The organism is Rhizobium sp. ZW T2_16 (assembly GCF_044987325.1).
GTDB lineage: Bacteria > Pseudomonadota > Alphaproteobacteria > Rhizobiales > Rhizobiaceae > Neorhizobium > Neorhizobium cellulosilyticum.
This window is the reverse complement of record NZ_JBJDRG010000003.1, coordinates 443,860-469,375: the sequence shown is the minus strand read 5'-3', so window position 1 is coordinate 469,375 and position 25,516 is coordinate 443,860. Positions and strand designations below refer to the sequence as shown.

Sequence of the window (25,516 nt, the reverse complement as noted above, 5' to 3'; positions counted from 1 at the left end):
GAATCAGGAAGGGGCAGAGACGGAAGTCTAGACATCCGTCGTATCCGAAGACAGGCCCAGCGCCTAAAAGATTTCCATGACAGAATGATGATGCGGGCGCGCTTTAATGCGTCGGGCCGCCGATCAGTCGCGAGCGGATCGCATTAGACACGTTGTCGAACAGGAAGACCACGAAGAGGATGAGGAGAACCATATAGGCGACCTTGTCCCAGTCGGCATTGGTGCCCATCGCTTCGAGGAGCTTGAGGCCAATACCGCCTGCGCCGACGGCACCGATGACGGTGGCCGAGCGGGTATTCGATTCCCAGAAGTACAGCGACTGGGAGATAAACACCGGCAGGACCTGCGGCACTACGCCGAAGCGGTTGACGATGATTGGCGAGGCCCCGACCGATTTCACGCCCTCGCGCTGCTTGTCGTCCACGTTCTCGACCGCTTCCGCATAAACCTTTCCAAGCGCGCCGGCATCGGTAAAGAAGATCGCCGCAATGCCGGGGATCGGCCCGGGGCCGAAGGAGCGGGTGAAGAACAGCGCCCAGATCAGCATGTCGACCGAGCGCAGGAAGTCGAACAGACGCTTCATGCCCCAGTTGGCGACGCGGCTTCGCGTGATGTTGCGCGCAGCGATGAACGCGAGCGGGAAGGCAAAGAGCGTGCCGAGCAGCGTGCCAACGAAGGCCATCACCAATGTCTGCATCAGCTTCGAAAGGATGTCGGCATGCTGCCAGACATTGTTGCCGAGAAAGTCGGCGACCATGTGCGAAACGTTGGAGCGCGCCGGATCGAGGCGCTCGCCGACCGTTGCAAGGCTGACCAGTTCGCCCCAGCTCTTGCCCCAGAAATCCGACTTGGTGTCGAACAGGAAGTTCGCCCAACCGAGGAAGCGGCGCTGGATATAGACCTGGGAGGTCCGGATTTCAGCCTGTCCCTCGAAGCCGTAGTCAACGATGACCTTGGCTCCGTCCTGGATGATCGCAGCCGGCGCGCCTGCCGGTGCTGTTGCTGCATCCTCGGTGATCGTGACGGGGTAAGCAGTACCGTTGACGTAGACATCGACGCGGCTTGACGAAACTTCCAGCCTGTCGTTGTCGCTGCCGTAGGTGACCGTATAGCCGCCACCCTGGGTCGGCTGCAGCCAGAATATGTCGGCGCCCGCGGCATATTGTCCGCGGCTTGACCACTGCGCCCGCACGGTGCCGTCATCCTGGAAGCGCAGGCGCGGCTGTGCGCGCCACGAATACCAGTCCTGGATATAGGAAGACGCACGATCCCACTGACCATTCTGGAAGGCGGGACCGACATTGAAGGCGAAGAAGCAGATCACGAGATAGGCAAAGACGATGCCTGAACCGATGACCAGCCCGTAGCGCTTCATGACCGAGCGGTGAAAGACCTCCGGATGGGCCGAGCGCAGCCGCTCGCGATCGGAAGCGTTGATGCTGGGGACCGAAGATGTCATCAGGCTGCTCCCCTGCCGAATTCGAAGGATTGTTGGCCGATCAGCCGGCGGCGAAGCCAGCTCGAGAACTGATCGATCGCGATCACGCTGACAAGCAGCAGGATGATGATCGCATAGGTCTTGGCGGCATGGTCGCGGCCGATCGCCAGACGAAACACTTCGCCGATGCCGCCGCCCCCGACAGCCCCGATGATTGTCGAGGCGCGCACGTTGATCTCGGCGCGCAGCAGCGTGTAGGAAACGAAATTCGGCAGCACCTGGGGAACGATGGCGAAGCGCACGCGCTCGACCCATGAAGCACCGGCGGCACGCAGGCCTTCATCCGGCCTCATGTCGGAATTTTCGACAACTTCGAAGAACAGCTTTCCAAGAGCACCGATCGTATGGACGGTGATCGCAATGATCGCGGCGATCGGACCGATCGACAGGATCGCAGTGAGAAGCCCCGCGATGACGATTTCCGGGAAGGCGCGCATCACTTCCATGATCCGGCGCACGACGAAACGAGTAGCGCCGGCGCCGACCAGATTGGTCGAGGCGAAGAAGCAGAGCAGGAAGGCAATTGCCGCACCGATGATTGTCGAGACAAGCGCGATGTTGATCGTGATGATCAGCTGATAGAGGAAGTTCGGGATGTAGAGCGTGTCGGTAATGTAGACCCGGTCGGCCGTATAGTCGTATTTCAGCGATCCGTCGGCATAGGGTGACGGCAGGTCGAACATCGCCCGGAAAATTTCCATCGGGCTGTCCGGCACGAAGCTGCGGATGAAATCGAAGAAATAGGGCAAGCGTTCGAAGAACTTGCCGGCATTCGCGTTATTGGCGAATTGCAGCGAGTAGAAGAGGGCGATGAGAAAAACGCCGATCGAGATCGCGGTGTAGATCCGGCGTGTCCGAAGCTGCTGCCGGTAATGCTGCATCACCATGGATGCGGCAGGGCCGAGCCCGCCAGAGGTATTTTCGCTGATGGTCGCCATGATCCGCGCTCTCGTTTGACGAACGGCGGCACTCATGGAGTACCGCCGTCAGAGGATGGGAAAAAGGATCAGCCGCCGATGACGGACTTACGAGCGTCGACGATCGTCTGGTAGAAGGACGGATCGACCTTGATGTATTCCTTGTTGTCGCCCTGGGTGTAGGACTTGAAGCAATCGTGGTCCTTCTTCGGAAGTTCCATGAAATAGGCTTCGACCTTGGCGCGCATGGCTTCCGGCAGTTTGTTGTTGACCATCAGCGGGCCGTTCGGGATCAGCGGCGACTTCCAGACTTCGACGATATCGTCCATGTCCAGGTTACCCTTGTTGACCATCTGGTGCAGGTTGCCGCCGGTGTAACCGTCTTCCCACTTGCCAACGCCCGAACCGAAGGTCGTGCCGGCATCGAACTTCTTGTCGAGAACGGCAAGAACGAGGTTCTCGTGACCGCCGCCGAAGCCGGTTTCAGAGAAGTATTCCTTCACCGGTGCGCCGATTTCCTTCGGCAGGGCGACGTTCGGGACGAGATAGCCGGAGGTCGAGTCCGGGTCGGCGAAGCCGAGCTTCTTTCCCTTCAGGTCGGCGAGCGTCTTGATGCCTGAATCCTTGCGGGCGACCATGATCGAGTAGTAACCGCTGGAACCGTCCGACTGGGTGTAGGTCAGGATCGGGTCGACAGCCTTCGGGTCCTTGATTGCGATGGCGGCATAGGAGGAGGCGCCCATCGAAGCGATGTCGATCGTGCCGCCGAGCAGGCCCTGGATGACGCCGTTATAGTCCGGCGACGGGAAGATCTGGACTTCCGGAACGCCGGTCGCAGCCTTGAGGCCATCGGCAACACACTGGGTGTTGCGGATCTGGTCGGCTTCGTTTTCCGAGCCGTCGAGACCGATGCGCAGAACCTTGACGTCCTGTGCCATTGCGGAGCCGGCGAGCACGCTGAGTGCAACGGCAGCGAGAAGAGTTTTCTTCAGCATGGTGATCTCCTGTTTCCGGATCATCCGGAGTTGGGTCATGAATGAATGGTTTGCCCTTTACGCGGGCTGTCGATCTGGGTGCGGGTATCAGGCGCTGGCGCTCGCCAGCGAACCGATCCCGCCCGATTGCTGTTCCCGGCTAGCCTGTGCTGCGGGAATGTTGATGCTGGTCGAGGTCATCGTTTCGTCGATGCCGGCGCCATCCTTGTCGGAGCCGTAGATTTCCTGCACGGCAGCCGCCGTGAGTTCAGCTGGAGTGCCGTCGAAGACAACGCTGCCATGAGCCATGCCGATGATCCGCTCGCAATAGCTGCGGGCGGTATCGAGCGTGTGCAGGTTGGTAATGACGGTAATGCCTTCACGCTCGTTGATATCGCGCAGCGCATCCATCACGATCTTGGCGTTGAGCGGATCGAGCGAAGCAATCGGCTCGTCGGCAAGCAGCATCTTCGGCGCCTGCATCAGCGCACGGGCAATCGCCACACGCTGTTGCTGGCCGCCCGAAAGCGTTCCGGCGCGCTGCATCGCGGTCTGTTCGATACCGAGACGTTCGAGCGCCGCAATGGCTGCCAGTCGCTCGTCGTCGGAAAAGATGTTGAGCAGGCTCATGATCGTAGAACGGTGGTTCAGGCGACCGAGCATGACATTGGTCAGCACGTCGAGGCGTGGCACGAGATTGAACTGCTGGAAGATCATCGCGCAGTCACGCTGCCAGTTGCGCAATCCGGCGCCCTTCAGTGAGGACACTTCGACGCTGCCGAAATGGATAGAGCCGGAACTCGGCTCCTGCAGGCGGTTGATCATCCGCAGAAGGGTGGACTTGCCGGCACCGGACCGGCCGATAATGCCGACCATCTGGCCCTGGGGAATCTCTACATTGACGGCATTGACCGCGATACGATCGCCGAAACGTCGAGTGATATTCCTCAGTTCAAACTTCATGTTCTAATGCCTGTCCAATCCCCTGGTGGGGATCGGATTAGACTTGGTTGATGAAGTCTGAATGTCGATTCGATGTCAGTTTGATTACAAGTGTGACGCTTCTGTAACGCTTTCGTTACAACGCATGGCGCGCAAGAAAATCCTCTGCTGAAAGTGTCCTGAAATCTTCGAGTGCGCTGCGTAACTTCTTATGATCCCAATCCCACCAAGCGAGCCGGTCCATTTCTTCTCCGATTTTCTTGGTAAAGCGCTCGCGGATCAGTTTGGCCGGCACACCGCCGACGATGGTGTAAGGCGCGACATCCTTGGAGACGACAGCGCCGGCGCCGATCACCGCGCCATTTCCGACATTCACACCCGGCAGCAGAGTGGCGCCGTGGCCGATCCAGACGTCATGACCGATCGCGATCCGGTGTTCCCGACGCCAGTCGAAGAACTCCTTTTCCATATCCGCGTCATCCCAATAATAGGCGGCGCGATAGGTGAAGTGATGAAGCGTTGCGCGCTGCATGGGATGGTTGGTGGCGTTGATACGCACTGCGGCGGCAATGTTGACGAACTTGCCGATCGTGGCGCACCAGATCGAGCCATCGCGCTCGATATAGGAATAGTCACCAAACTCCACTTCATCCAGGCGGCAGCGCTCGGCCACTTCCGTGTAGCGTCCGAGCGTCGCGTTCGTCACGCTTGCCGTTTCGTGGATATTCGGCGCCTCGGTCAGTTTCCTGCTCATGCCGCAATGGCCTTCCGTGGAGAAAAGGCACTGACGTCGAGAATACGGTCTGCGACTGCCTCGCGCACTTCCTCGTCATGGAAGATACCAAGCATGGCGACGCCCTCTTTCTTCTTCGCGGCGATCATCTCGACCACAACGCGGCGATTGATGGCATCGAGCGAGGCGGTCGGTTCATCCAGAAGCAGGACGCGATGGCTGGTGATGAAACCGCGAGCGATATTGACGCGCTGCTGCTCGCCGCCGGAGAAGGTAGATGGCGGCAGCGACCACAATTCGCGCGGCAGGTTGAGCCTCGAAAGAAGCTCGGCCGCATTCTCTTTCGCAATAGCTGCCTCGACGCCGCGCACGACAAGAGGCTCGGCGACGACATCGATTGCAGCGACGCGCGGCACGGTGCGCAGGAACTGGCTGACATAACCCATCGTATGACGACGCACCTCGATGATCGTGCGCGGGTCGGCGCTGGCGATATCGACGATCCGGTCCTTGTGGTCGACGAGAATCTGGCCGGCATCGACGGCATAGTTGCCGTAGAGCATTTTCAGGATCGAGCTTTTACCGATGCCCGACGGGCCGCCGAGCACGACGCATTCGCCCGAGGCGACGGAAAAGTTCACGTCGTTGACGACCGGAAGCTTGATACCGTCGCGCAGATGCATGGTGAAGCTCTTGAAGACTTCCGAGACGACGAGGGGAGTGGCCATCTGGATCTCCTATACTTGTAGGATCGAGGAAACGAGAAGCTGGGTGTAGGGCTCGCGCGGATCGTCGAGCACCCGGTCTGTCAGTCCGTGTTCGATGACATGTCCGTCCTTCATCACCATCATCCGGTGCGACAGCAGGCGTGCGACCGCAAGGTCATGTGTGACGACGATTGCCGCCAGGCCCAGATCGTTGACGAGGCCACGAACGAGATCGAGCAAGCGTGCCTGCACCGAAACATCGAGACCGCCGGTCGGCTCGTCCATGAAGACCAGACGCGGGCCGGTGACGAGATTGCGGGCGATCTGCAGGCGCTGGCGCATGCCGCCGGAGAAGGCGCGCGGCTGGTCGTCGATCCGGTCGGCGGAGATTTCTACCCGACCGAGCCAGTCCGTCGCCGTTTCGCGGATCTTGCCGTAATGACGGTCGCCGACCGCCATCAGCCGCTCGCCGACATTGGCGCCGGCAGAAACGGCCATGCGCAGCCCGTCCGCCGGGTTCTGGTGAACGAAACCCCAGTCGGTGCGCATCAGGAGACGGCGCTCTGCCTCGCTCATGTGATAGAGATCGCGAAAATTGCCGTCGCGCATCCGGTATTCGACACTGCCGGCAGTAGGCAGCAGGCGAGTGGAGATGCAATTCAGAAGCGTCGTCTTGCCCGAACCGGATTCGCCGACGATCGCCAGCACTTCGCCGGGCCAAAGCTCGAAATTAACATCCTTGCAGCCGATCCGGCTGCCATAGAATTTCGACACACCGCTGACTTTGAGAAGAGGGGTATCGGTCATTCCGCAGCCTCCTGGTTTGGAGCAAGCATCGCCCCGACATGCCCGTGCTCACGGCGATCCTCGCAATGGTCGGTGTCGGAGCAGACGAACATTCGCCCGCCCTTGTCGTCGAGCACGACTTCGTCGAGATAGACGCCATGCGCACCGCAAAGGGCGCAGTCCTGGTCGAATGTCTGGATCTCGAACGGATAGTCCTCGAAATCGAGGCTCACAACCTCCGTGTAGGGCGGCACCGCATAGATGCGTTTCTCGCGCCCGGCGCCGAAAAGCTGCAGCGCGTCCGACATGTGCATTTTCGGATTGTCGAACTTTGGCGTCGGCGAGGGGTCCATCACATAACGGCCATCGACCTTCACCGGATAGGCATAGGTTTTCGAGATGCGACCGTTGATGGCGATGTCTTCGTAAAGCTTCACATGCATGAGGCCGTATTCTTCCAGCGCATGCATTTTCCGCGTTTCGGTCTCCCGCGGTTCGAGGAACCGCAGCGGCTCGGGGATCGGCACCTGGTAGACGAGAACCTGATTTTCGCTGAGCTTCTGTTCGGGAATGCGGTGACGTGTCTGGATTATTGTCGCATCGCAGGTCCGCGTCGTCACGGCCACGTTCGCGACCTTCTGGAAGAAGGCGCGGATCGATACAGCATTGGTCGTGTCGTCGGCGCCCTGGTCGATCACCTTCAACACGTCTTCCGGCCCGATGATCGAGGCGGTTACCTGCACGCCGCCGGTGCCCCAGCCATAAGGCATCGGCATTTCGCGCGATGCGAAGGGTACTTGATAGCCGGGTATCGATATTGCCTTCAGGATCGCGCGGCGGATCATCCGCTTCGTCTGCTCGTCCAGATAGGCGAAATTATAGGTGGCGAGATCGGCACTCATTCGGCAGCATCCTTCATCTCGGTTTCACCGTTGCGCGCGGCTTCGATATCGGCGCGCATCTTGCGGACCATGGCGAGTTCCGCCTGGAAATCGACGTAATGCGGCAGCTTCAGGTGTTCGACGAAACCGGTCGCCTGCACGTTGTCGGAATGCGAAATGACGAATTCCTCGTCCTGTGCCGGCGCGGTAATGTCCTCGCCAAGTTCCTCTGCACGAAGCGCGCGATCGACCAATGACATCGACATCGCCTTGCGCTCGCTCTGGCCGAAGACCAGGCCGTAACCGCGGGTAAACTGCGGCGGCGCCTTGGAAGAACCCTTGAACTGGTTGACCATCTGGCATTCGGTGACGCGGATGTTGCCGAGCGAAACGGCAAAGCCGAGTTCCGGTATGTCCATCTCCACCTCGACTTCGCCGATGCGGATTTCGCCGACAAACGGATGGTTGCGGCCATAGCCGCGCTGGGTCGAATAACCGAGCGCCAGGAGAAAACCTTCGTCGCCGCGTGCCAGGGCTTGCAGGTGCAGATCGCGGCCCATCGGGAATTCCATCGGCTCGCGTGTCAGATCGCCTGCCTGATGATCCTGCGGCAGATCCCCGTCGGCTTCGATCAGGCCCTCATGCGCGAGAATGTCGGAGACGCGCATGATCTCCTCGCCACCGGCTTCCCTGCGGGCCGGTTCTTCGACCGCTTCGTCCGAAAGCAGCGAGGGGTCGAGAAGGCGATGCGTGTAATCGAAGGTCGGACCGAGCAGCTGTCCGCCCGGCAGATCCTTGTAGGTAGCCGAGACGCGGCGTTCGACCTGCATGTCGGCGGTGTCGAGTGGCACCGAATTGCCGAAACGGGGCAGGGTGGTGCGATAGGCGCGCAGCAGGAAGATCGCCTCAATCAGGTCGCCGCGCGATTGGCGCACGGCAAGCGCTGCAAGCGAACGGTCATAAAGCGAGGCCTCCGCCATCACCCGATCGACGGCAAGGCCGAGCTGTTCGGCAATCTGGTCGATCGTGACGGAGGGCAGTGAACGATCGCCCCGGCGTCGGTCGGCGAGAAGCCGGTGAGCGTTGCTGATGGCGACCTCGCCACCTTTGACGGCAACATACATGGTCTACTCTCCTTGAGGACTAAGCCACGATCTTCGTCGTGCGGGGCAGGCACAGAAAACTGCGTCCCGCCGTCAAGATGACATCGACCCCGCGTGGAAACAGCGGCCGGTTGTCGGCCCATAGACGCAGGAACGCCTCGGGCAATCCGGCAATCTCGACTGTCTTGGACTGAAGGATGCCCGGTCCCGACAGCGTGAAGGACTGGCCTTCACCAAGTCCCGCCACTTCTATGACCAGCGTCGTCGAACGATCCGGATATTCTTGGCTGCCGAGCGAAAACAGGCCGAAGGAAGAAGGCGTCACGCCCGCCTCGACGAAGGCAAAGCGTGCTTCGGCCTTTTCGCGGGTTATCGTCGCACCGGAATGGAAGCCGATCCATTCGCCGACCGCCGACTTGGCAAAGCCGGCGCTGAGCCAGACCGGCGTGTCATGGTCGCAAAGCGTCAGCGCGATTGCGCCGGCTGCCGTTCCGAGCGGATCGGGCTGACCGGCATCATGCTCGATCGACCGGATCGATCCCGGCCGCGCCGTGCCGTCCATCAGCATGCGAAATACGCTCTGGGACTGGAATACCGGATCGGAAAAGCTACCGGTAAAGGCCTGTGTATTGGCAGACATCAGTCTTCTCCCCGAACCATTGTGAAGAAGTCGACGCGGGTCGCGGCAGTCTCTTCCGCCTTCGCTCGGTTTTCCGTCGCAATGCGATGTTCAATCGGAGCAAGTAGGACGTTTTCGACATGGTCTCTCGTGGCATCTTCCTGCCAGAGTGCATCGAATATTGCCGCAAGCTTTGCCTTCTGCTTATCCGTGCCGAGAGCTTGCGCGTGGCCGACCGTGCCCGATGCAAGTGCGATGGTCGCGCGTGTCACGGTCGCTTCGCCGAGATTGAACGGACTGCCGCCGCCGCCGATCCGGCCGCGAACCATCACCAGCCCGGTCTCCGGGCCGCGAACGGGTTTTGTCTCGGGCTTGTCTTTCAATGCATCCCACGCGGCGCGAAGTTCATCCGTTGTCGCTACGGCGAGAAGGGAAGCGCACCGCCTGCGGCCTGCCTGTTCGGTTGGCAGGGTCTGCTCTGCAACACTCATGGCAACTCTCCAAAATGTCTATTGATATAGACAACTATACAAGATAACTTAGCCATAACTTTTGGATATAACAAGCGTGTGACATGGATATGCAGGAAGCGGCAGTTCGTCGGCAAAACGGTGTAGCGCTCTGGCGGCAGATTGCCGACAGGATACGCACGGCCATCGCCGGCGGCGACTATGACGACACCGGAAAAGTGCCGCCGGAAGTGGTTCTGGCAGCCCAGTTCGGCGTCAATCGCCATACCGTTCGCAGTGCGCTTGCAGCGCTTGCCCAGGAAGGCATCGTCCAGGCGGTGCAGGGCCGGGGAACGCTGATCCTGCGCAAGGAAAGGCTGAATTTTCCGATCTCGCGGCGCACGAGATTCAATCAGGGCATTGGCGATCAGGCGCGGGAAAAGGAAGGCATCTTGCTCGCCTCGTCCGAAGAAATCGCAAGTGCCGATCTCGCCGCCCGGCTGCAATTGCCCTTAGGCTCAAGGCTCATCCGGCTCGAAACACTGAGAAAGGCCGACCGCCGGCCCGTTTCCCGCGCAACCGCGTGGTTCCCGGCGGACCGCTTTGCCGGCATGGCCGATGCCTATCGCGACAGCGGCTCCATAACCGCCGCCTTTGCGGCTGTCGGCTTGCCGGACTATATCCGCGCCTCGACGGAAATCACCGCCGTCCACGCGGACAATGACGATCTCGCCTCCCTGGAGCTGTCGCCCGGAGCGATCGTTCTCGTTACCCGGGCGCTGAATGTCGATCCCGATGGCGTACCGGTCCAATATGCCGTCAGCCGTTTTCCGGCGGATGCGGTGCAGTTCACGATCGAGAATTGACAGGACCGGAATAGAAAACGCCAGCCGCAGTTTCCTGTCGGCTGGCGTCTGAATTTGAGGACCGGAGTAACGCTTAGTGCGCGCCGGACATGTCGCCGAGCACTTCCTTGGAAGCGACCGTGGAGTCGGCGTTGAGCTTGTAGACCATAGGAACGCCCGTTGCGAGGTTGACGCCGAGGATCTGTTCCTTGGTGAGCTTGTCGAGCACCATGACCAGCGAGCGCAGCGAATTGCCGTGGGCTGCAACCAGCACCTTTTCGCCGCGAAGGACGCGGGGCAGGATCTCGGTCAGGTAATAGGGCCAAACGCGGGCGCCGGTGTCGCGCAGGCTTTCGCCGCCCGGAGGCGGGACGTCATAGGAACGGCGCCAGATGTGAACCTGCTCCTCGCCCCACTTGGCACGGGCATCGTCCTTGTTGAGGCCGGAGAGATCGCCGTAATCGCGCTCATTCAGCGCCTGGTCCTTGATCGTCTGAAGGTCCGGCTGGCCGACCTTGTCGAGCACGATCTTCAGCGTCTTCTGGGCGCGCTGCAGGTCGGAGGTAAAGGCGATGTCGAACTTGATGCCGGTTTCGGCCAGCGCCTTGCCGCCGGTCTCGGCTTCCTGGATCCCAAGCGGGGTCAGGTCAGGGTCCTTCCAGCCGGTGAACAGATTTTTGAGATTCCAGTCGCTCTGGCCGTGGCGAACGAGGACAAGAGTACCGCTCATGAGAAAGACCTCCGTATATTATTGATTTGAGAGCCCGAGCACGTCGAGCATCGAATATTGACCGGGCTTCTTATTACGCGCCCAGAGTGCGGCTGCAACTGCCCCGCGTGCGAAAATAGAGCGGTCCCGGGCACTGTGCGACAATGTAACCAGTTCGCCTTCACCGGCGAGAATGACGGAATGATCGCCGACGACGGAGCCGCCGCGCAGCGTTGCAAAGCCGATCGTGCCGCCCGGGCGCGGGCCGGTATGACCATCACGAACGCGCACGGACTGGGAAGCAAGGTCGATGCCGCGCCCTGCGGCAGCCGCTTCGCCGAGCAGCAATGCGGTGCCCGACGGAGCATCCACCTTGTGCTTGTGATGCATCTCGATGATTTCGATATCCCAGCCCTCTGCCGGCAAGGCACGCGCGGCCTGCTTGGTCAGGACGCTGAGAAGATTGACGCCGAGGCTCATATTACCGGATTTCACCACCCGTGCATGACGGCTTGCGGCGGTGAACTTCTCTTCATCATCGGCAGAGCAGCCGGTCGTGCCGATCACATGCACGATGCGCGCCTGCGCAGCGAGACCTGCGAAGGTGACGCTGGCAGCAGGCGCGGTGAAATCGACCACGCCCTCGGCATTGAGAAAGGCCTGAAGCGGATCGCTGGTTACCGCAACGCCGATCGGTCCAACACCCGACAATTCACCTGCATCCTTGCCGAGGAACGGAGAGCCTTCGCGCTCGATGGCTGCATGAAGAGTGACGCTGGGCGTTTCGTGGATCACGCGGATCAGGGTCTGGCCCATTCGACCGCCGGCACCCACGACGACCAGCTTCATCTCGTTTTCACTCATGTCCTGCCTGTTCCTGCTTAATGATGTTCCGGCGATTGCAGATTGTTGAGCCGAGCGTAGAGGCCGTTCTTGCGCTGGGCAAGGTCATCATGAGTGCCTTCCTCGACAACGCGGCCTTCCTGCATCACCACGATCTTGTCGGCGTTTACGACGGTCGACAGCCGGTGCGCAATGACGATCACGGTGCGGCCGCGCATGGCCGTGTCGAGCGCCTTCTGCACGGCGGCCTCCGACTCGTTGTCGAGCGCCGATGTCGCCTCGTCGAGCAGTAGGATCGGCGCGTTGCGCACCAGTGCGCGGGCGATCGAAAGCCTCTGCCGCTGGCCGCCGGAAAGCGTCACACCGTTTTCGCCGACCGATGTGTCATAGCCTTCGGACTGGGCAATGATGAATTCATGCGCGTGCGCGAGCTTCGCTGCCTCCTCGACCTCTTCGTCGGTTGCGTCCGGACGTCCGTATCGGATGTTGTCGCGGATCGAGCCTTCGAACATGTAGGGCTGTTGCGAGACATAAGCGAGCTGGTGGCGAAGCGAGGATTTCGTAACGTCGGCGATATTTTGTCCGTCGATCAGGATCTCGCCTTCCGCCGGATCGTAGAAGCGCGGAATGAGGTTGATAATGGTCGATTTGCCGGCACCTGAAGGTCCGACAAGCGCAGTCGTTTTGCCGCCTTCGGCGACAAGGCTCACTCCGCGAAGGATCGGTGAACCTGTCGCATAGGAAAAAACGACATCCTTGAGTTCGACCTTGGCCTCGGTGATCGCAAGAGCAGGTGCGCCGGGCTTTTCGCGTTGCGCGGGCTGCAGATCGAGAAGGGCATAGATCATCTGCGCGTTGACCACGGCGCGGTCCATCTGCACCTGCAGCTTGGCAAGCCGGCGTGCCGGATCATAGGCCAACAGCAAGGCGGTGACGAAGGCGAAGAAAGCCCCTGGCGGCACGTTGTCGTAGATCGAACGGAATGCGGCATAGGCCAGCACGCTCGCGATGGAAAAGCCGGCAAAGGTTTCCGTCAGCGGCGAGGTGCGCTCGGAAAGCCGCGCGATGCGGTTGGAGCGGGCCTCAGCCGTCTGGATGATCTTGTTGACCTTCTTCTCGAGCTCCTGCTCCATAGTGAAGGCCTTCACCACCGCAATGCCCTGCACCGTTTCCTGCATGGCGCCAAGAACGCGGCTGTTGATCTCGATCGACTCCCTGGTCGCCAGTCGAAGTCGGCGAGACACATAACGGAGCGCATAAAGGAGCGGCGGCGCGACGGCAAAGACGATCAGCGATAGAACCCAGTCCTTGGAAATCATAACGCCGACAAGCGAGACGAGCGTCAGGAGATCGCGTGCTGTCGAGGTGACCGTCAGGTTCATCACATCGCGGATGCCCGAAATGTTCTGGCTGATCTGTGCCGCCAGATGCGCGGAACGGGCTTCCGAGAAGAAGCCGACCGAGAGCGACATCATGTGGCTGTATAGCCGGCGCTGATAACGCGCCACGATATTGTTGCTAATCTTCGACAGTGCAACCGCTTGGCCATAGGTGGCGAAACCGCGCAGCACGAAAGCAGCAAGGATAGAGCCGCATATCAGCCAGACGATATCTGCGCGACGATTGGCAAATGCCTCGTTTACAACCTTCTCCATGATCCAGGCGGTAAATGCGGTTGAAAGCGCCACGACAATCAGACAGCTGATCGCAAATACATATCCACGGATATGGTCGCGGCCGTTTTCCGAAATGATACGCTTCAGCACGCTGACGACGGTGCTGGAATCAACGTGACGTTTTTTTTCTTTTTCAGCCTTCAATGGAAAGTCCCAATTCGGCAGTATCACTGCGCAGTCTCAAGAAGGGGCTTGTTAACCCCTTAGGCTTGGTTTTGCCAGCCGACCTTGCCGGATTCGTTAATGGTGTGACTTTCCGGCATTCACCGACGCCAGCAGCGCCCCTCGGTAGCAATACCATAAGAGGCGGGCGTGCGGGCATAGCTGGCAAGGCCGGCGAGCGCTGCCTGCGGATGCGTCACGACAAAAGTCGGGATTGTCTCCATCAGTTCCTTATGCGGTGCCTTGTCCTCGAAAGCCGCCCGGAAGGCGGGTTTCTTCAGCTCAGGCAGGATTTTTGGCGAAATCCCGCCACCAAGGAAAACGCCGCCGCGCGCCATGAAGATGAGGGCCAGATCGCCGGCGAGACGGCCGAGATAGGTCACGAACAGTTCGAGTGCCTCCGCAGCCTGGGCGTTCTTCCCGTTCAGACCCTCTTCGGTCACATCCTTGGGCTGGCTGACGCTCGGTGTAACGCTGCCAGCCGCGCAGACCGCATTGTAGATATGCAGGAGGCCGCGTCCGGAAATGATTTCCTCGGCCGAGACACGCCCCTCGATGGTGACGAGATGCGGAAAGATCTCGAGATCGCGCGGTGTGCGCGGGCCGATATCGACATGGCCGCCTTCACCCGGCACGGGAAACCAAGTGTCCTGGGCGTGAAGCAGGCCTGCAACGCCAAGACCAGTGCCGGGGCCAAGTACGACCCGTGTTGCATCGACGGCAGGCGCATTCGGGCCGATCTGCTCGCGGTCGCTATCGGTCAAGCTGGCAACTGCGAGCGCCTGAGCCTCGAAGTCGTTGAGGACGAGCACCGCGTCAAAGCCGAGTTCGCCGATCATTTTCTTCGGCCGAACGATCCAGTCGCAATTGGTCAGATCGATTTCGTCGCCGTCGACCGGACCGGCAATGGCAAGGATTGCCGAACGCGGCTTGGCAAGCTCGGGATTGTTGAAGACCTTGTCGACGATCGCATCGTCGATCGTTTCGTAATCCGCCGTCTGCACATGGACGAAGTCCGTTGCCTTGCTTTCGGCATCGACAAGAATGGAGAAGCGGGCATTGGTGCCGCCGATATCTCCGATCAGGATAGGAAAGGGCAGTGCCTCGGAATGAACATTGGCCATGGGGAGCGGATCTCGCGGATTACTGAAAGTCGATGAGATGTTCTGCAGTGGCGCGATTGAGCGCCATCGGGATGTCATAGACGGTTGCAAGCCGCGTAAGCGCCTTGACGTCGACATCGTGCGGAAGTGCGGAGAGCGGATCGATGAAAAAGACCAGCATGCTGACCTCGCCGGTTGCGATCATCGCACCGATCTGCTGATCGCCGCCCAGCGGCCCGCTTTTCAGTCGCGTAACATCGAGACCTGGAGCAGCTTCCTGCACGCGGCCGCCGGTCGTTCCCGTTGCGACGATGCGAAACTTCGATAATGCCGTCTGGCGTTGGCGGGCAAAATCCGCCATGTCGTCTTTTTTCAGATCATGCGCGATGAGCGCGATGCACGGCTTGGCCGATTCCAAGGCATTCCTCCATCGGGCCTTTGCAGGCCACCTTAATTTGCCTTGGCTTTCTATCGTGCCGTTGCCGATAAGGGAAGGCTCGGCGTTGTCGCTGCAGCTTACGGATGCCAAACGGGCTTAACGGAAAGGCCGCTCGCGTGGCAACGGTATGTCTGCCGGAACATTGGCCGGATTGGAGCTGATCGCATCCATCTGATCGACGGCTTGAGGCACGGAAGGCTGGCTCGAATAGGCCACAGGCTGGCCCCCGAAGGTCGCGTCGGCTTCGGAGCGAGACGCGCCGGCAAGCACTGCAGAACAGGCCTTTGGCAGGTCCGACAGCATGACCTGGCGCGGCTTGACCGGCTTCTTGTCGGGGTCGGCAGGCTTCGGCGGCGCCCATGGTTCCTTGGTGAACCACCATGCGAGCGCCTTGCTGTCGCAATCGTCGGTGACAGGCGTTGCCGCCTGCCGTTCGCAGCCTGTTGCACCCGGCGGGCAGTTCATGCGGATATGAAAATGCTCGTCATGTCCGTAGACCGGCCGCACCTTGCCGAGCAGGCTTCGGTCGCCGGTCCAGGTCTGGCAAAGCTTCTTCTTGATGGCCGGGTTGACGAAAACCCGCTGTACCTGGGGATAGCTTGCTGCCTGCATAACCAGGCGAGCATGCGTGTTCGTCCACTTGCGCGAATCGACAGTCAGGAACTTGCTCTTGTCCAGCATCGAGGTGAACGGAAGGTCTTCCCGCTGCTGCACGCTCATCGGCTGGGCCGGTTTCGGTGTGAACCAGACATCCGCATCGAGCCCGATCTGGTGCGAGGCATGGCCATTTATCATCGGGCCGCCGCGAGGCTGGGAAATATCACCGACCAGAATGCCGGTCCCCCAGCCGAGGCTTGCGGCATCGCGGGAAAACTGTTCGAGCAGATCGATCATTGCCGGGTTGCCCCAGCGCCGATTGCGCGAAAGGCGCATGGCCTGCCATGTCGGGCCGTCCGTCGGTAGTGCGACGGCACCGGACATGCAGCCCTTGGCGTAGAAGCCGAGAGGTGCCGGCGACGCAGCGTTCGGCAATTTCACCGCGCCGAAGAGCTGCTTGGCCGGCGTACCGTCCTGCGCCATCGATGGATCCGTGATGGAACCGCATAACAGAGCCGTCGCCGCCAGTCCGAGGACCATCTTCGAAATCGATTTCATGAACTTCCGCCGCAAATCACTTTTATCGCCAGTTTAGTCTGGAATGAGACTTTGGTGAAATGGAGATCTCGCCCGGCGGCTGCGGGCGATAAATTGCTTGTGAGCGGCTCCTCCTGTTTTTCGCCCTCTTTTGCCCTATGCTTCGGTGCAACAAATCAAAACCACAAAGGGAAAAGCATGGATTTGGCCCGGCTCCGCAAAGGTCTTGTTGTCGCATTGGCAGCGTCATTCATGGCGCCATGGGCGATGGCCGATGAGCCGAAATGGCGTTACGGCATGGCCGTGGTCCGCGAGCCGCAATTGCCAGCAGATTTCCAGGCGCTTCCCTATGTCGATGTAAACGCCCCCAAGCAAGGCGAACTCAAGCTTGCCCAAGAGGGCACGTTCGACAACCTCAATCCGGTAATTGACAGGGGCGCCATCGCTTCCAGCGTGACGATGATCTTCGAAACGTTGATGAAGCGTTCGGAAGACGAGGTCTTCGGCACCTACGGCCTATTGGCTGAAGCCGTTGCCTACCCTGACGACATGTCGTCAGTGACCTTCCGACTGCGGCCGGAAGCCAAATGGGCCGACGGTCAGCCGGTGACCCCGGAAGACGTCGTCTTCAGCCTGAATATGCTCAAACAGCACAGTGCCTTTTATTCCGGTTACTATCGCCATGTGACCGGAGCGGAAAAGACCGGTGATCGCGAAGTGACCTTCCGCTTCGATGAGAAGAACAACAAGGAACTACCCTCGATCGTAGGCGATTTCCCGATCCTGCCGAAACATTGGTGGGAAGGGACCGACAGCCAGGGTAAGGCGCGCGATATTTCGCGCACGTCGCTGGAAGTGCCGATGGCGTCCGGCCCCTACAAGGTTGCTTCGGTTCAGCCCGGATCGGGCATTCGCTATGAGCTGCGCGACGACTATTGGGGCAAGGACCTGCCAATCAACCGCGGCCAGTATAATTTCCGTACCATCAGCTACACCTATTTCTCCGACACCGACGTGCAGTTTGAGGCGTTCCGGGCCGGCAATGTCGACTACCGGCAGGAAAACAGCTCCAGCCGCTGGGCGACCCGCTATGATTTCGACGCAGTCAAGGACGGCCGGGTGACGAAGGAGGCGCTGACGAACCCATTCAGGGCTGTCGGCGTGATGCAGGCATTCGTGCCGAACATGCGCCGCGACATCTTCAAGGATGCGCGGGTCCGTGAGGCCTTGAATTACGCCTATGATTTCGAGGACCTCAACAAGAACCTGGCCTTTGGTGGCCTGAAACGGGTCGACAGTTTCTTCTGGGGCACGGAGCTTGCGTCCTCCGGCCTGCCTGAGGGCAAGGAGCTCGAAATCCTCAATGAACTGAAGGACAAGGTCCCGCCGGAAGTCTTCACCAAACCCTACGCAAACCCGGTCAATGGCGATCCGAACAAGGTGCGCGACAACCTTCGCACCGCAGTTGGTCTGCTTAAGCAGGCTGGCTACGAGTTGAAGGGCAACCGCATGGTCAACAGCAAGACCGGCCAGCCCCTGGGGTTTGAAATCCTGCTGAGCAATGCCGGTCAGGAGCGGACTGTCACTCCCTATATCAACAGCCTCAAGAAAATAGGTATCGATGCACGCATCCGCACAGTGGACGCCTCACAATATATCAACCGTGTCCGCAGCTTCGACTACGACATCATTTTCGGTGTCTGGGCGCAGACGATGAACCCCGGCAACGAACAGAACGACTATTGGGGTTCGGCATCAGTCGATCGTCAGGGATCGCGCAACTATGCCGGGATCGCCGATCCTGCCGTCGACATCTTGATTCGCAAGATCGTCTTCCCTCCAAGCCGCGAGGAACAGGTGGCGGCGATCAAGGCCATGGACCGCGTGCTGCTCGCCAACCACTATGTCGTGCCGATGTTCTATTCCGGCGAGGAAAAGATCGCCTATTGGAACCGGATCGCGCATCCGGAAAAGCTGCCGGAATACGGCACCGCTTTCCCCGAAGCATGGTTTGCCAAACAGCCCGGTAAGTAAGATGCTTGCACCTTGAAGGGGCAACTGTTCCAAATGGCCGGATTGATTCGCCTAGAGATGAAGGAAGCCCGCTTGATCGTTGCGCAGACCCGCGGTGATATGCCCGAAACGTTCGGCAAGGTGTCCTGATGGGCGCATATATTCTACGCCGCTTGCTGCTGATGATCCCGACCATTGTCGGCATCATGGCTATTTCCTTCCTTGTCGTGCAGTTTGCGCCGGGCGGGCCGGTCGAGCAGATCATCGCTCAGGTCCAGGGGCAGGATTCAGGTGACCGCCTGTCGGGAGCCAGCAACGATCTGTCGGCTCAGGGCATAAGCTCTGAATCGAATTACCGCGGCGCCCAAGGGCTCGATCCGGAATTCATCAAGAAGCTCGAGCAGCAGTTCGGTTTCGACAAGCCGCCGCTAACGCGTTTCCTCGACATGATGTGGAACTATATCCGCTTCGATTTCGGCGAGAGCTTCTTCCGCAACACGCCGGTCATCGACCTGATCATCGACAAGCTGCCGGTCTCTATCTCGCTCGGCTTCTGGATCCTGATCGTCTCCTATCTGATTTCTATCCCGCTCGGCATCCGCAAGGCGGTCAAGGACGGGTCGAGCTTCGATATCTGGACCTCGGGCGTCATCATCGTCGGTTATGCGGTGCCGAGCTTCCTCTTCGGCATCCTGCTGATCGTCCTTTTCGCCGGCGGTTCCTTCTTTGACTGGTTCCCGCTGCGTGGCCTCGTCTCCGACAATTTCGACGATCTCGCGTGGTATCAGAAGATCGGCGACTATTTCTGGCACCTCACCCTGCCGCTGATCGCCATGTCGCTCTCGGCCTTTGCCACCACGACGCTGCTGACGAAAAACTCCTTCATCGACGAGATCAAGAAACAATATGTCACGACGGCGCGCGCCAAGGGCCTCAACGAACGGCAGGTTCTCTACGGGCACGTCTTCCGCAACGCCATGCTGATCGTCATCGCCGGTTTTCCGGGCGCCTTCATCTCCGCCTTCTTCACCGGCTCGCTGCTGATCGAGAACATATTCTCGCTCGATGGGCTGGGAAGGCTCGGTTATCTCTCCATCGTCAATCGTGATTATCCGATCGTCTTCGGCACGCTCTTCATCTTCTCGCTGATGGGCCTCGTCGTGAACCTGATCTCCGACCTGATCTATACCTGGATCGACCCGCGCATCGATTTCGAGCGGAGGGACGTCTGATGAACGCAACTTCCGTCACCACGCCGATCGCGGCAGCGCCGCCCGCCAAGCGCCCCTTCCTGTCGCCGACCAGCAAGCGCCGGCTCGCCAATTTCAAGGCAAACAAGCGCGGTTTCTGGTCCTTTTGGATTTTTCTGGTCCTCTTCACGCTCAGCCTGTTTGCCGAATTCATCGCCAATGACCGGCCGATCGTCGCCTCTTATAAGGGCGAGATCCTCTATCCGGTTCTGGTCGATTACCCGGAGGAAAAGTTCGCCGGCTTCCTCGCGACGACGGACTATCGATCGGACTTCATCCAGGAAGAGATCAATGCCAATGGCTGGATGATCTGGCCGCCGATCCGCTATTCCTATCAGACGGTCAATTCGCAGATCCCCCATTCCGCCCCGACCGAACCCTTCTGGCTGATGGCCAAGGCCGATCGCTGCAAGGCCTATCCGCAAGGCGATCAGGACCCCAACTGCATTCTCGGCAACATGAACTGGCTCGGCACCGACGATCAGGCGCGTGATGTCATGGCCCGGATGATCTACGGTTTCCGCATCTCCGTACTTTTCGGCCTGGCACTCACCATCTGCTCGGCCATCATCGGCGTCGGAGCCGGTGCCGTGCAGGGTTATTTCGGTGGCTGGACCGATCTTCTGATGCAGCGTTTCATCGAGATCTGGTCGGCAATGCCGGTCCTTTATATCCTGCTGATCATCGCCTCGATCTTGCCGCCCGGCTTCTTCATCCTGCTCGGCATATTGCTGCTTTTCTCCTGGGTCAGCCTCGTCGGCGTGGTCAGGGCGGAGTTCTTGCGCGCCCGTAACTTCGAATATGTGCGTGCGGCCCGTGCGCTCGGCGTCGGCAACTGGACGATCATGTATCGCCACCTCCTGCCCAACGCGATGGTGGCGACGCTCACCTTCCTGCCCTTCATCCTGTCGGGTTCGATCGCCACGCTTACGTCTCTGGATTTCCTCGGCTTCGGCATGCCGCCCGGCTCGCCGTCGCTGGGAGAAATGATCGCCCAGGGTAAGAACAACCTGCAAGCGCCCTGGCTCGGCCTGACGGCCTTCTTCACCATGTCGATCATGCTATCGCTGCTGATCTTCATTGGCGAGGCGGTGCGTGATGCCTTCGACCCCCGCAAGACGTTCCGGTGATATGATGACAGACGCCCTCCTTTCCGTTCGTGATCTGTCCGTCGCCTTTCATCAGGGCGATAGGGAAACGCTCGCCGTCGATCACGTGTCGTTCGATATAAGGCCGGGTGAAGTCCTGGCTCTGGTCGGCGAATCCGGCTCCGGCAAATCTGTCTCGGCCAATTCGATCCTCAAGCTTCTGCCCTATCCGGCCGCAAGCCACCCTTCTGGTGAAATCCTGTTTCAGGGCAAGGATCTTCTGAAAGCATCGGAAGCGGAGCTGCGCAATGTGCGCGGCAATGACATCACGATGATCTTTCAGGAGCCTATGACATCGCTCAATCCGCTGCACACGATCGAGAAGCAGATCGGCGAGATTTTGGAAATGCACCAGGCGATGGTGGGTAGCGCCGCCCGCAGCCGCATATTGGAGCTGCTCAACCAGGTCGGCATCCGCGAGCCGGAAAAGCGCCTGACCGCCTATCCGCACGAACTCTCCGGCGGCCAGCGCCAGCGTGTCATGATCGCCATGGCGCTCGCCAACCGGCCGAAGCTTCTGATCGCCGACGAGCCGACAACCGCTCTGGATGTGACGGTTCAGGCACAGATTCTAGAGCTTTTGCGCAAGCTGAAGGGCGAGCATGGCATGTCCATGCTGTTCATCACCCACGATCTCGGCATCGTCCGCAAATTCGCCGATCGCGTCTGTGTCATGACCAAGGGCAAGATCGTCGAGGAGGGCTCAGTCACAGATGTCTTCGAGCACCCGCAGCATCCCTATACCCAACATCTTCTCAGTTCCGAACCGAGAGGCGAACCACCGGCAGCCGATCCGAGCCATCCGGTCGTCATGGAAGCCAAGGATCTGCGTGTCTGGTTTCCGATCAAGGCCGGATTCATGCGTAGAGTGGTGGATCACGTGAAGGCGGTCGATGGCGTGGATCTGACGCTGCGTGCCGGCGAAACGCTCGGCATTGTCGGCGAATCCGGCTCCGGCAAGACGACGCTCGGTCTGGCGCTGGCAAGGCTGATCGCCTCGGAAGGGAGGATCGTCTTCATCGGCGATGCGATCAACGGCCATTCCTTCAAACAGATGCTGCCCTATCGCAATCGCTTGCAGGTGGTGTTTCAGGATCCCTTCGGTTCGCTCAGTCCCCGTATGCCGGTGGGAGAGATCATCGCCGAAGGCCTGAAGGTCCACGAGCGGCAGCTGTCAGCAGACGAGCGCGATCAACGTGTTGCCTGGGCGCTGCAGGAAGTCGGCCTCGATCCCGAAACCCGCTGGCGTTACCCGCATGAATTTTCCGGCGGCCAGCGGCAGCGTATCGCAATTGCCCGCGCCATGGTGCTGAAACCCCGTTTCGTCATGCTGGACGAGCCGACCTCGGCGCTCGACATGACGGTGCAGGCGCAGGTCGTCGACCTTCTGCGCGATCTGCAGGCCAAGCATGATCTCGCCTATCTCTTCATCAGCCATGACCTGAAAGTGGTGAAGGCACTCGCCAACCACGTTATCGTCATGCGCACCGGAAAGGTGGTCGAGGAAGGTCCGTCCGAACAAATCTTCCGCGCGCCGAAGGAAGATTATACCAAGGCGCTTATGGCTGCGGCTTTCAATATCGAGGCGGTCGAAAACGGGGCCGTCGGCCAATAACAAAAGTGGGAATAGCTTTGTCTGAAAAAGGTTCTGTCGTTATCGACCTGAAATTCGAACGCCGTGATGTGGATCAGGCTCTGGTCGGCGCACTCGCCGGACGCCAGGTCCTGCACGCCTCGGACAAGTCGGCGGATCTTTCCAACGCAAGCTATGCTTTTCTCTGGAAACCGGATCTGGATCTTTTCCATCGCGCCCCCAATCTGAAAGTGCTGTTTTCCGGCGGCGCCGGCGTCGATTCCATCCTCGCCACGCCCGGCCTGCCGGATATCCCGATCGTCCGTTTCGTCGATGAGAGCCTTACCACCCGCATGAGCGAGTGGGTCGTGCTTCAATGCCTCAGCCATCTGCGTCAAGCTCCGGCCTATGCCGTTCAGCAACGCTCGCGCATCTGGAAGGAATTGCACCAGCCTGAAGCGAAGGACCTGACCGTCGGTGTCATGGGGTTAGGCGTGCTTGGCCAAGATAGTGTCCGCAAACTGAAGATCATGGGTTTCAACGTCATCGGCTGGTCGCGGACGAAGAAGACGATCGAGGGTATCGAGACCTACGATGCGTCGCAACTCGATGCCTTTCTGGCCCGCACCGACATTCTCGTCGGGCTCTTGCCGCTGACGGACGAGACGCGCGGCATCTTCAATGCGTCGCTCTTTTCCAAGCTATGCCGAAAAGGCGCGCTCGGAGCGCCAGTCTTCATCAATGCCGGGCGCGGCGGTAGCCAGGTGGAGAAGGATCTCGTCGCGGCTCTCGACGCCAAGACCTTGGGCGGCGCGTCTCTCGACGTCTTCGAGCAGGAGCCGTTGTCGCCGGACAGCCGTTTCTGGTCCATGGACGATGTAATCGTGACGCCGCATGCTGCTTCTGCGTCCGATATCCGGGCCTTGCTCCGCAATGCGGAAGTTCAGATGGAGCGTTTCGAAAGAGGAGAGCCGCTACAGCACGTCGTCGACAGGACGACGGGTTACTGAAGCTTCCGGTTTGTTTTCGGCAGTACCGCGACAGTTGAACTGCGTCTGGACTTAATCGATTTTTTTCACGATAAAGCTGCCGGGAGGTAGGATCGTTAGCTTGCCTCTATAGCGAGTGAGGCCGACCGGTCACAGGGGACCGGGACAGGGGCAGGCATGACCAAGACCGATATCGCAACCAGGGTGTATAACCACAGCTGGAAGCTCGATCCGATCATCCGCAGTCTGATCGACACCGACTTTTACAAACTTTTGATGTTACAGATGATCTGGAAGCTTTATCCGGACGTCGACGCGACATTCTCCGTGATCAATCGCACCACCAGCGTGAAACTGGCGGAAGAGATCGATGAAGGTGCCCTGCGGGAGCAACTTGACCACGCCCGCACGGTTAGTCTCTCCAAGAAGGAGATGATCTGGCTGGCGGGTAACACGTTTTATGGCCGCAACCAGATCTTCGAACCCGAATTCCTCACCTGGCTTTCCAACTACAAGCTGCCGGAATACGAATTGTCCAAGCGCAATGGGCAATACGAGCTGAATTTCCATGGCAAGTGGATGGATACCACGATGTGGGAAATTCCGGCGCTGGCAATCATCAACGAGATGCGTTCCCGCACGGCCATGCGCTCGCTCGGTTACTTCACGCTCGATGTGATTTATGCTCGTGCCAAGGCCAGGATGTGGGAAAAGGTTCAGCGCCTGCGGGAGTTGCCCGGCCTGCGCATTTCCGATTTCGGCACCCGCCGTCGCCACAGCTTCCTGTGGCAGCGCTGGTGCGTCGAGGCCTTGAAGGAAGGCATCGGCAGCGGATTTACCGGTACCAGCAACGTATTGCTTGCTATGGACAGCGATCTGGAAGCTGTCGGCACCAATGCACACGAGCTGCCGATGGTCGCAGCCGCCTTGGCGCAGACGGATGAAGAGCTGCGCAACTCCCCCTATCAGGTACTGAAGGACTGGAACCGGCTTTATCACGGCAATCTGCTGATCGTTTTGCCGGATGCTTTCGGTACTGCCGCGTTTCTGCGGGATGCGCCGGACTGGGTCGCAGACTGGACAGGCTTCCGCCCCGACAGTGCCCCGCCGATCGAAGGCGGCGAAAAGATCATCGACTGGTGGAAGAAGGTCGGCCGCGACCCGAAGGAAAAGCTGCTGATCTTTTCAGACGGCCTCGATGTCGATGCGATCATTCAAACCTACAAGCATTTCGAGGGCCGAGTTCGCATGAGCTTCGGCTGGGGCACCAACCTTACCAACGACTTTGCCGGGTGCGCGCCAACCGAGATCAACGGATTGAAACCGATCTCGGTCGTCTGCAAGGTCAGCGAAGCCAATGGTCGCCCCGCCGTTAAGCTTTCGGACAATCCGCAGAAGGCGACCGGCGACGCGAAGGAAGTGCAACGCTACCTCCGCCTGTTCGGCGAAGAGGATAGGATCAGCCAAACGCTGGTGGTCTGAGATCTCGTTTGGCGGTGTAATTGAAAAGCCCCGCATATGAAGCGGGGCTTTCGCATTGTGGGCGTTACTTGATAATCTGCACCACGGTATGGGTCTGCGGATCGACGATCACGCGCTGATTGTTGACCACCGTATAGGCATATCGGGTGTTGCTTGGAACCGGGGTTAGCACAACGGTTTCGGGAACCGGCTTTCCAACGGCGATCGGCTGTTCCACGGTCACGGCCGTGGTTGGTGCGGGCTGCTGTTCAACATAGGTAACAACTTCGCGTGGCGGCGGATCGATTGCCGTGCCGGCGATGGCACCGACAACACCGCCCACCGCGGCACCGACGGGACCACCCACCACAGCTCCGGTCACGGCACCACCGGCTGCGCCGGTCACCGTGCTCTGTTGTGCATAAGCTTGGCCTGCAAAGGTTGCAGCGAAGATTGCGCAGGAAGCAAGAATGATATTTTTCATGGTTCTTCTCCTCTTTTGACTTCCGGCAAGAGAACCCGCTTGTCGATAAAACGGTTCCGGATGCTTCCTCACCTTTCG

Annotated in this window: 25 protein-coding genes; 7 read left to right on the top strand and 18 right to left on the bottom strand. The window is 59.7% G+C overall.

Translation table 11 applies throughout. The annotated features are described in order from the left end of the window. Positions 1-103: 103 nt before the first annotated feature. The 11 genes from phnE (ACI3K0_RS12230) to phnG all read right to left on the bottom strand — a co-directional run bounded on the left by phnE (ACI3K0_RS12230) (position 104) and on the right by phnG (position 9,651). Complete coding sequence (gene phnE / locus ACI3K0_RS12230) at positions 104-1,459, bottom strand: phosphonate ABC transporter, permease protein PhnE (RefSeq protein ID WP_183823847.1); 1,356 nt, start codon at positions 1,457-1,459, stop codon at positions 104-106. Then, positions 1,459-2,385, bottom strand: coding sequence for a phosphonate ABC transporter, permease protein PhnE (phnE, locus tag ACI3K0_RS12225; RefSeq protein WP_394353667.1), 927 nt, complete (start codon positions 2,383-2,385; stop codon positions 1,459-1,461). The genes phnE (ACI3K0_RS12230) and phnE (ACI3K0_RS12225) overlap by 1 nt, the downstream gene beginning before the upstream one ends. A 119-nt stretch (positions 2,386-2,504) precedes the next feature. Beyond that, the gene (phnD, locus tag ACI3K0_RS12220) at positions 2,505-3,410 is read right to left on the bottom strand and encodes a phosphonate ABC transporter substrate-binding protein (RefSeq protein ID WP_183823845.1); all 906 of its coding nucleotides are present in this window, start codon (positions 3,408-3,410) and stop codon (positions 2,505-2,507) included. Between the two features lie 87 nt (positions 3,411-3,497). Next, a complete protein-coding gene (gene phnC / locus ACI3K0_RS12215; protein ID WP_183823843.1) occupies positions 3,498-4,352 on the bottom strand; it encodes a phosphonate ABC transporter ATP-binding protein in 855 nt (284 codons plus the stop codon). Between the two features lie 115 nt (positions 4,353-4,467). Next, positions 4,468-5,085: a DapH/DapD/GlmU-related protein gene (locus ACI3K0_RS12210; RefSeq protein ID WP_183823841.1), complete on the bottom strand. Its 618-nt coding sequence runs from the start codon at positions 5,083-5,085 to the stop codon at positions 4,468-4,470. Continuing rightward, a complete protein-coding gene (phnL, locus tag ACI3K0_RS12205; protein ID WP_183823839.1) occupies positions 5,082-5,792 on the bottom strand; it encodes a phosphonate C-P lyase system protein PhnL in 711 nt (236 codons plus the stop codon). The genes ACI3K0_RS12210 and phnL overlap by 4 nt, the downstream gene beginning before the upstream one ends. A gap of 9 nt (positions 5,793-5,801) precedes the next feature. Next, positions 5,802-6,578 (bottom strand): phosphonate C-P lyase system protein PhnK, encoded by a 777-nt coding sequence (gene phnK, locus ACI3K0_RS12200; protein WP_183823837.1) that lies wholly within the window; start codon positions 6,576-6,578, stop codon positions 5,802-5,804. After that, positions 6,575-7,459 carry an alpha-D-ribose 1-methylphosphonate 5-phosphate C-P-lyase PhnJ gene (locus tag ACI3K0_RS12195; RefSeq protein ID WP_183823835.1) on the bottom strand — a complete coding sequence of 295 codons (885 nt, stop codon included), beginning with the start codon at positions 7,457-7,459 and terminating at the stop codon, positions 6,575-6,577. Before ACI3K0_RS12195 ends, phnK begins: the two co-directional genes overlap by 4 nt. After that, positions 7,456-8,562 carry a carbon-phosphorus lyase complex subunit PhnI gene (locus tag ACI3K0_RS12190; RefSeq protein WP_404945354.1) on the bottom strand — a complete coding sequence of 369 codons (1,107 nt, stop codon included), beginning with the start codon at positions 8,560-8,562 and terminating at the stop codon, positions 7,456-7,458. The genes ACI3K0_RS12195 and ACI3K0_RS12190 overlap by 4 nt, the downstream gene beginning before the upstream one ends. Positions 8,563-8,581: 19 nt before the next feature. Next, complete coding sequence (phnH, locus tag ACI3K0_RS12185; protein WP_404945353.1) at positions 8,582-9,181, bottom strand: phosphonate C-P lyase system protein PhnH; 600 nt, start codon at positions 9,179-9,181, stop codon at positions 8,582-8,584. Next, positions 9,181-9,651 carry a phosphonate C-P lyase system protein PhnG gene (gene phnG, locus ACI3K0_RS12180; RefSeq protein ID WP_183823829.1) on the bottom strand — a complete coding sequence of 157 codons (471 nt, stop codon included), beginning with the start codon at positions 9,649-9,651 and terminating at the stop codon, positions 9,181-9,183. The genes phnH and phnG overlap by 1 nt, the downstream gene beginning before the upstream one ends. Before the next feature lie 89 nt (positions 9,652-9,740). Here phnG and phnF point away from each other — a divergent pair, with 89 nt between their 5' ends. Further along, complete coding sequence (gene phnF, locus ACI3K0_RS12175; protein WP_183824154.1) at positions 9,741-10,475, top strand: phosphonate metabolism transcriptional regulator PhnF; 735 nt, start codon at positions 9,741-9,743, stop codon at positions 10,473-10,475. Positions 10,476-10,548: 73 nt separating this feature from the next. Here phnF and ACI3K0_RS12170 read toward each other — a convergent pair whose 3' ends face one another. The 6 genes from ACI3K0_RS12170 to mepA all read right to left on the bottom strand — a co-directional run bounded on the left by ACI3K0_RS12170 (position 10,549) and on the right by mepA (position 16,541). Next, positions 10,549-11,184 carry a 2,3-bisphosphoglycerate-dependent phosphoglycerate mutase gene (locus tag ACI3K0_RS12170; RefSeq protein ID WP_183823826.1) on the bottom strand — a complete coding sequence of 212 codons (636 nt, stop codon included), beginning with the start codon at positions 11,182-11,184 and terminating at the stop codon, positions 10,549-10,551. Between the two features lie 18 nt (positions 11,185-11,202). Next, positions 11,203-12,027, bottom strand: coding sequence for a 4-hydroxy-tetrahydrodipicolinate reductase (dapB, locus tag ACI3K0_RS12165; RefSeq protein ID WP_183823825.1), 825 nt, complete (start codon positions 12,025-12,027; stop codon positions 11,203-11,205). Between the two features lie 17 nt (positions 12,028-12,044). Beyond that, complete coding sequence (locus tag ACI3K0_RS12160) at positions 12,045-13,826, bottom strand: ABC transporter ATP-binding protein (protein WP_183823822.1); 1,782 nt, start codon at positions 13,824-13,826, stop codon at positions 12,045-12,047. Between the two features lie 119 nt (positions 13,827-13,945). Continuing rightward, a complete protein-coding gene (locus ACI3K0_RS12155) occupies positions 13,946-14,968 on the bottom strand; it encodes a glucokinase (RefSeq protein ID WP_183823820.1) in 1,023 nt (340 codons plus the stop codon). Between the two features lie 19 nt (positions 14,969-14,987). Further along, positions 14,988-15,365, bottom strand: a complete 378-nt coding sequence (locus ACI3K0_RS12150) for a methylglyoxal synthase (RefSeq protein ID WP_148146159.1) — start codon at positions 15,363-15,365, stop codon at positions 14,988-14,990. 117 nt (positions 15,366-15,482) lie between these two features. Continuing rightward, positions 15,483-16,541 (bottom strand): penicillin-insensitive murein endopeptidase, encoded by a 1,059-nt coding sequence (gene mepA / locus ACI3K0_RS12145; RefSeq protein ID WP_183823818.1) that lies wholly within the window; start codon positions 16,539-16,541, stop codon positions 15,483-15,485. Between the two features lie 177 nt (positions 16,542-16,718). On the opposite strand from mepA, the gene ACI3K0_RS12140 reads away from it, so the two are divergent. The 6 genes from ACI3K0_RS12140 (at position 16,719) to pncB (ending at position 24,975) form a co-directional block, all read left to right on the top strand. Beyond that, positions 16,719-18,554 carry an extracellular solute-binding protein gene (locus ACI3K0_RS12140; protein WP_404945352.1) on the top strand — a complete coding sequence of 612 codons (1,836 nt, stop codon included), beginning with the start codon at positions 16,719-16,721 and terminating at the stop codon, positions 18,552-18,554. 128 nt (positions 18,555-18,682) lie between these two features. Next, positions 18,683-19,765, top strand: a complete 1,083-nt coding sequence (locus ACI3K0_RS12135; protein WP_183823814.1) for a microcin C ABC transporter permease YejB — start codon at positions 18,683-18,685, stop codon at positions 19,763-19,765. Next, entirely contained in the window at positions 19,765-20,913 is a 1,149-nt protein-coding gene (locus ACI3K0_RS12130; RefSeq protein WP_183823812.1) for an ABC transporter permease, read from the top strand. Before ACI3K0_RS12135 ends, ACI3K0_RS12130 begins: the two co-directional genes overlap by 1 nt. A gap of 4 nt (positions 20,914-20,917) precedes the next feature. Beyond that, positions 20,918-22,546 (top strand): ABC transporter ATP-binding protein, encoded by a 1,629-nt coding sequence (locus tag ACI3K0_RS12125; protein WP_183823810.1) that lies wholly within the window; start codon positions 20,918-20,920, stop codon positions 22,544-22,546. A gap of 17 nt (positions 22,547-22,563) precedes the next feature. After that, complete coding sequence (locus ACI3K0_RS12120) at positions 22,564-23,514, top strand: glyoxylate/hydroxypyruvate reductase A (RefSeq protein ID WP_183823808.1); 951 nt, start codon at positions 22,564-22,566, stop codon at positions 23,512-23,514. A 156-nt stretch (positions 23,515-23,670) separates the two neighbouring features. Further along, the gene (pncB, locus tag ACI3K0_RS12115; RefSeq protein ID WP_148146152.1) at positions 23,671-24,975 is read left to right on the top strand and encodes a nicotinate phosphoribosyltransferase; all 1,305 of its coding nucleotides are present in this window, start codon (positions 23,671-23,673) and stop codon (positions 24,973-24,975) included. Between the two features lie 64 nt (positions 24,976-25,039). Here the strand turns inward: pncB and ACI3K0_RS12110 are convergent, their stop codons facing one another. Continuing rightward, positions 25,040-25,438: a DUF1236 domain-containing protein gene (locus ACI3K0_RS12110; protein ID WP_148146151.1), complete on the bottom strand. Its 399-nt coding sequence runs from the start codon at positions 25,436-25,438 to the stop codon at positions 25,040-25,042. Positions 25,439-25,516: the final 78 nt, after the last annotated feature.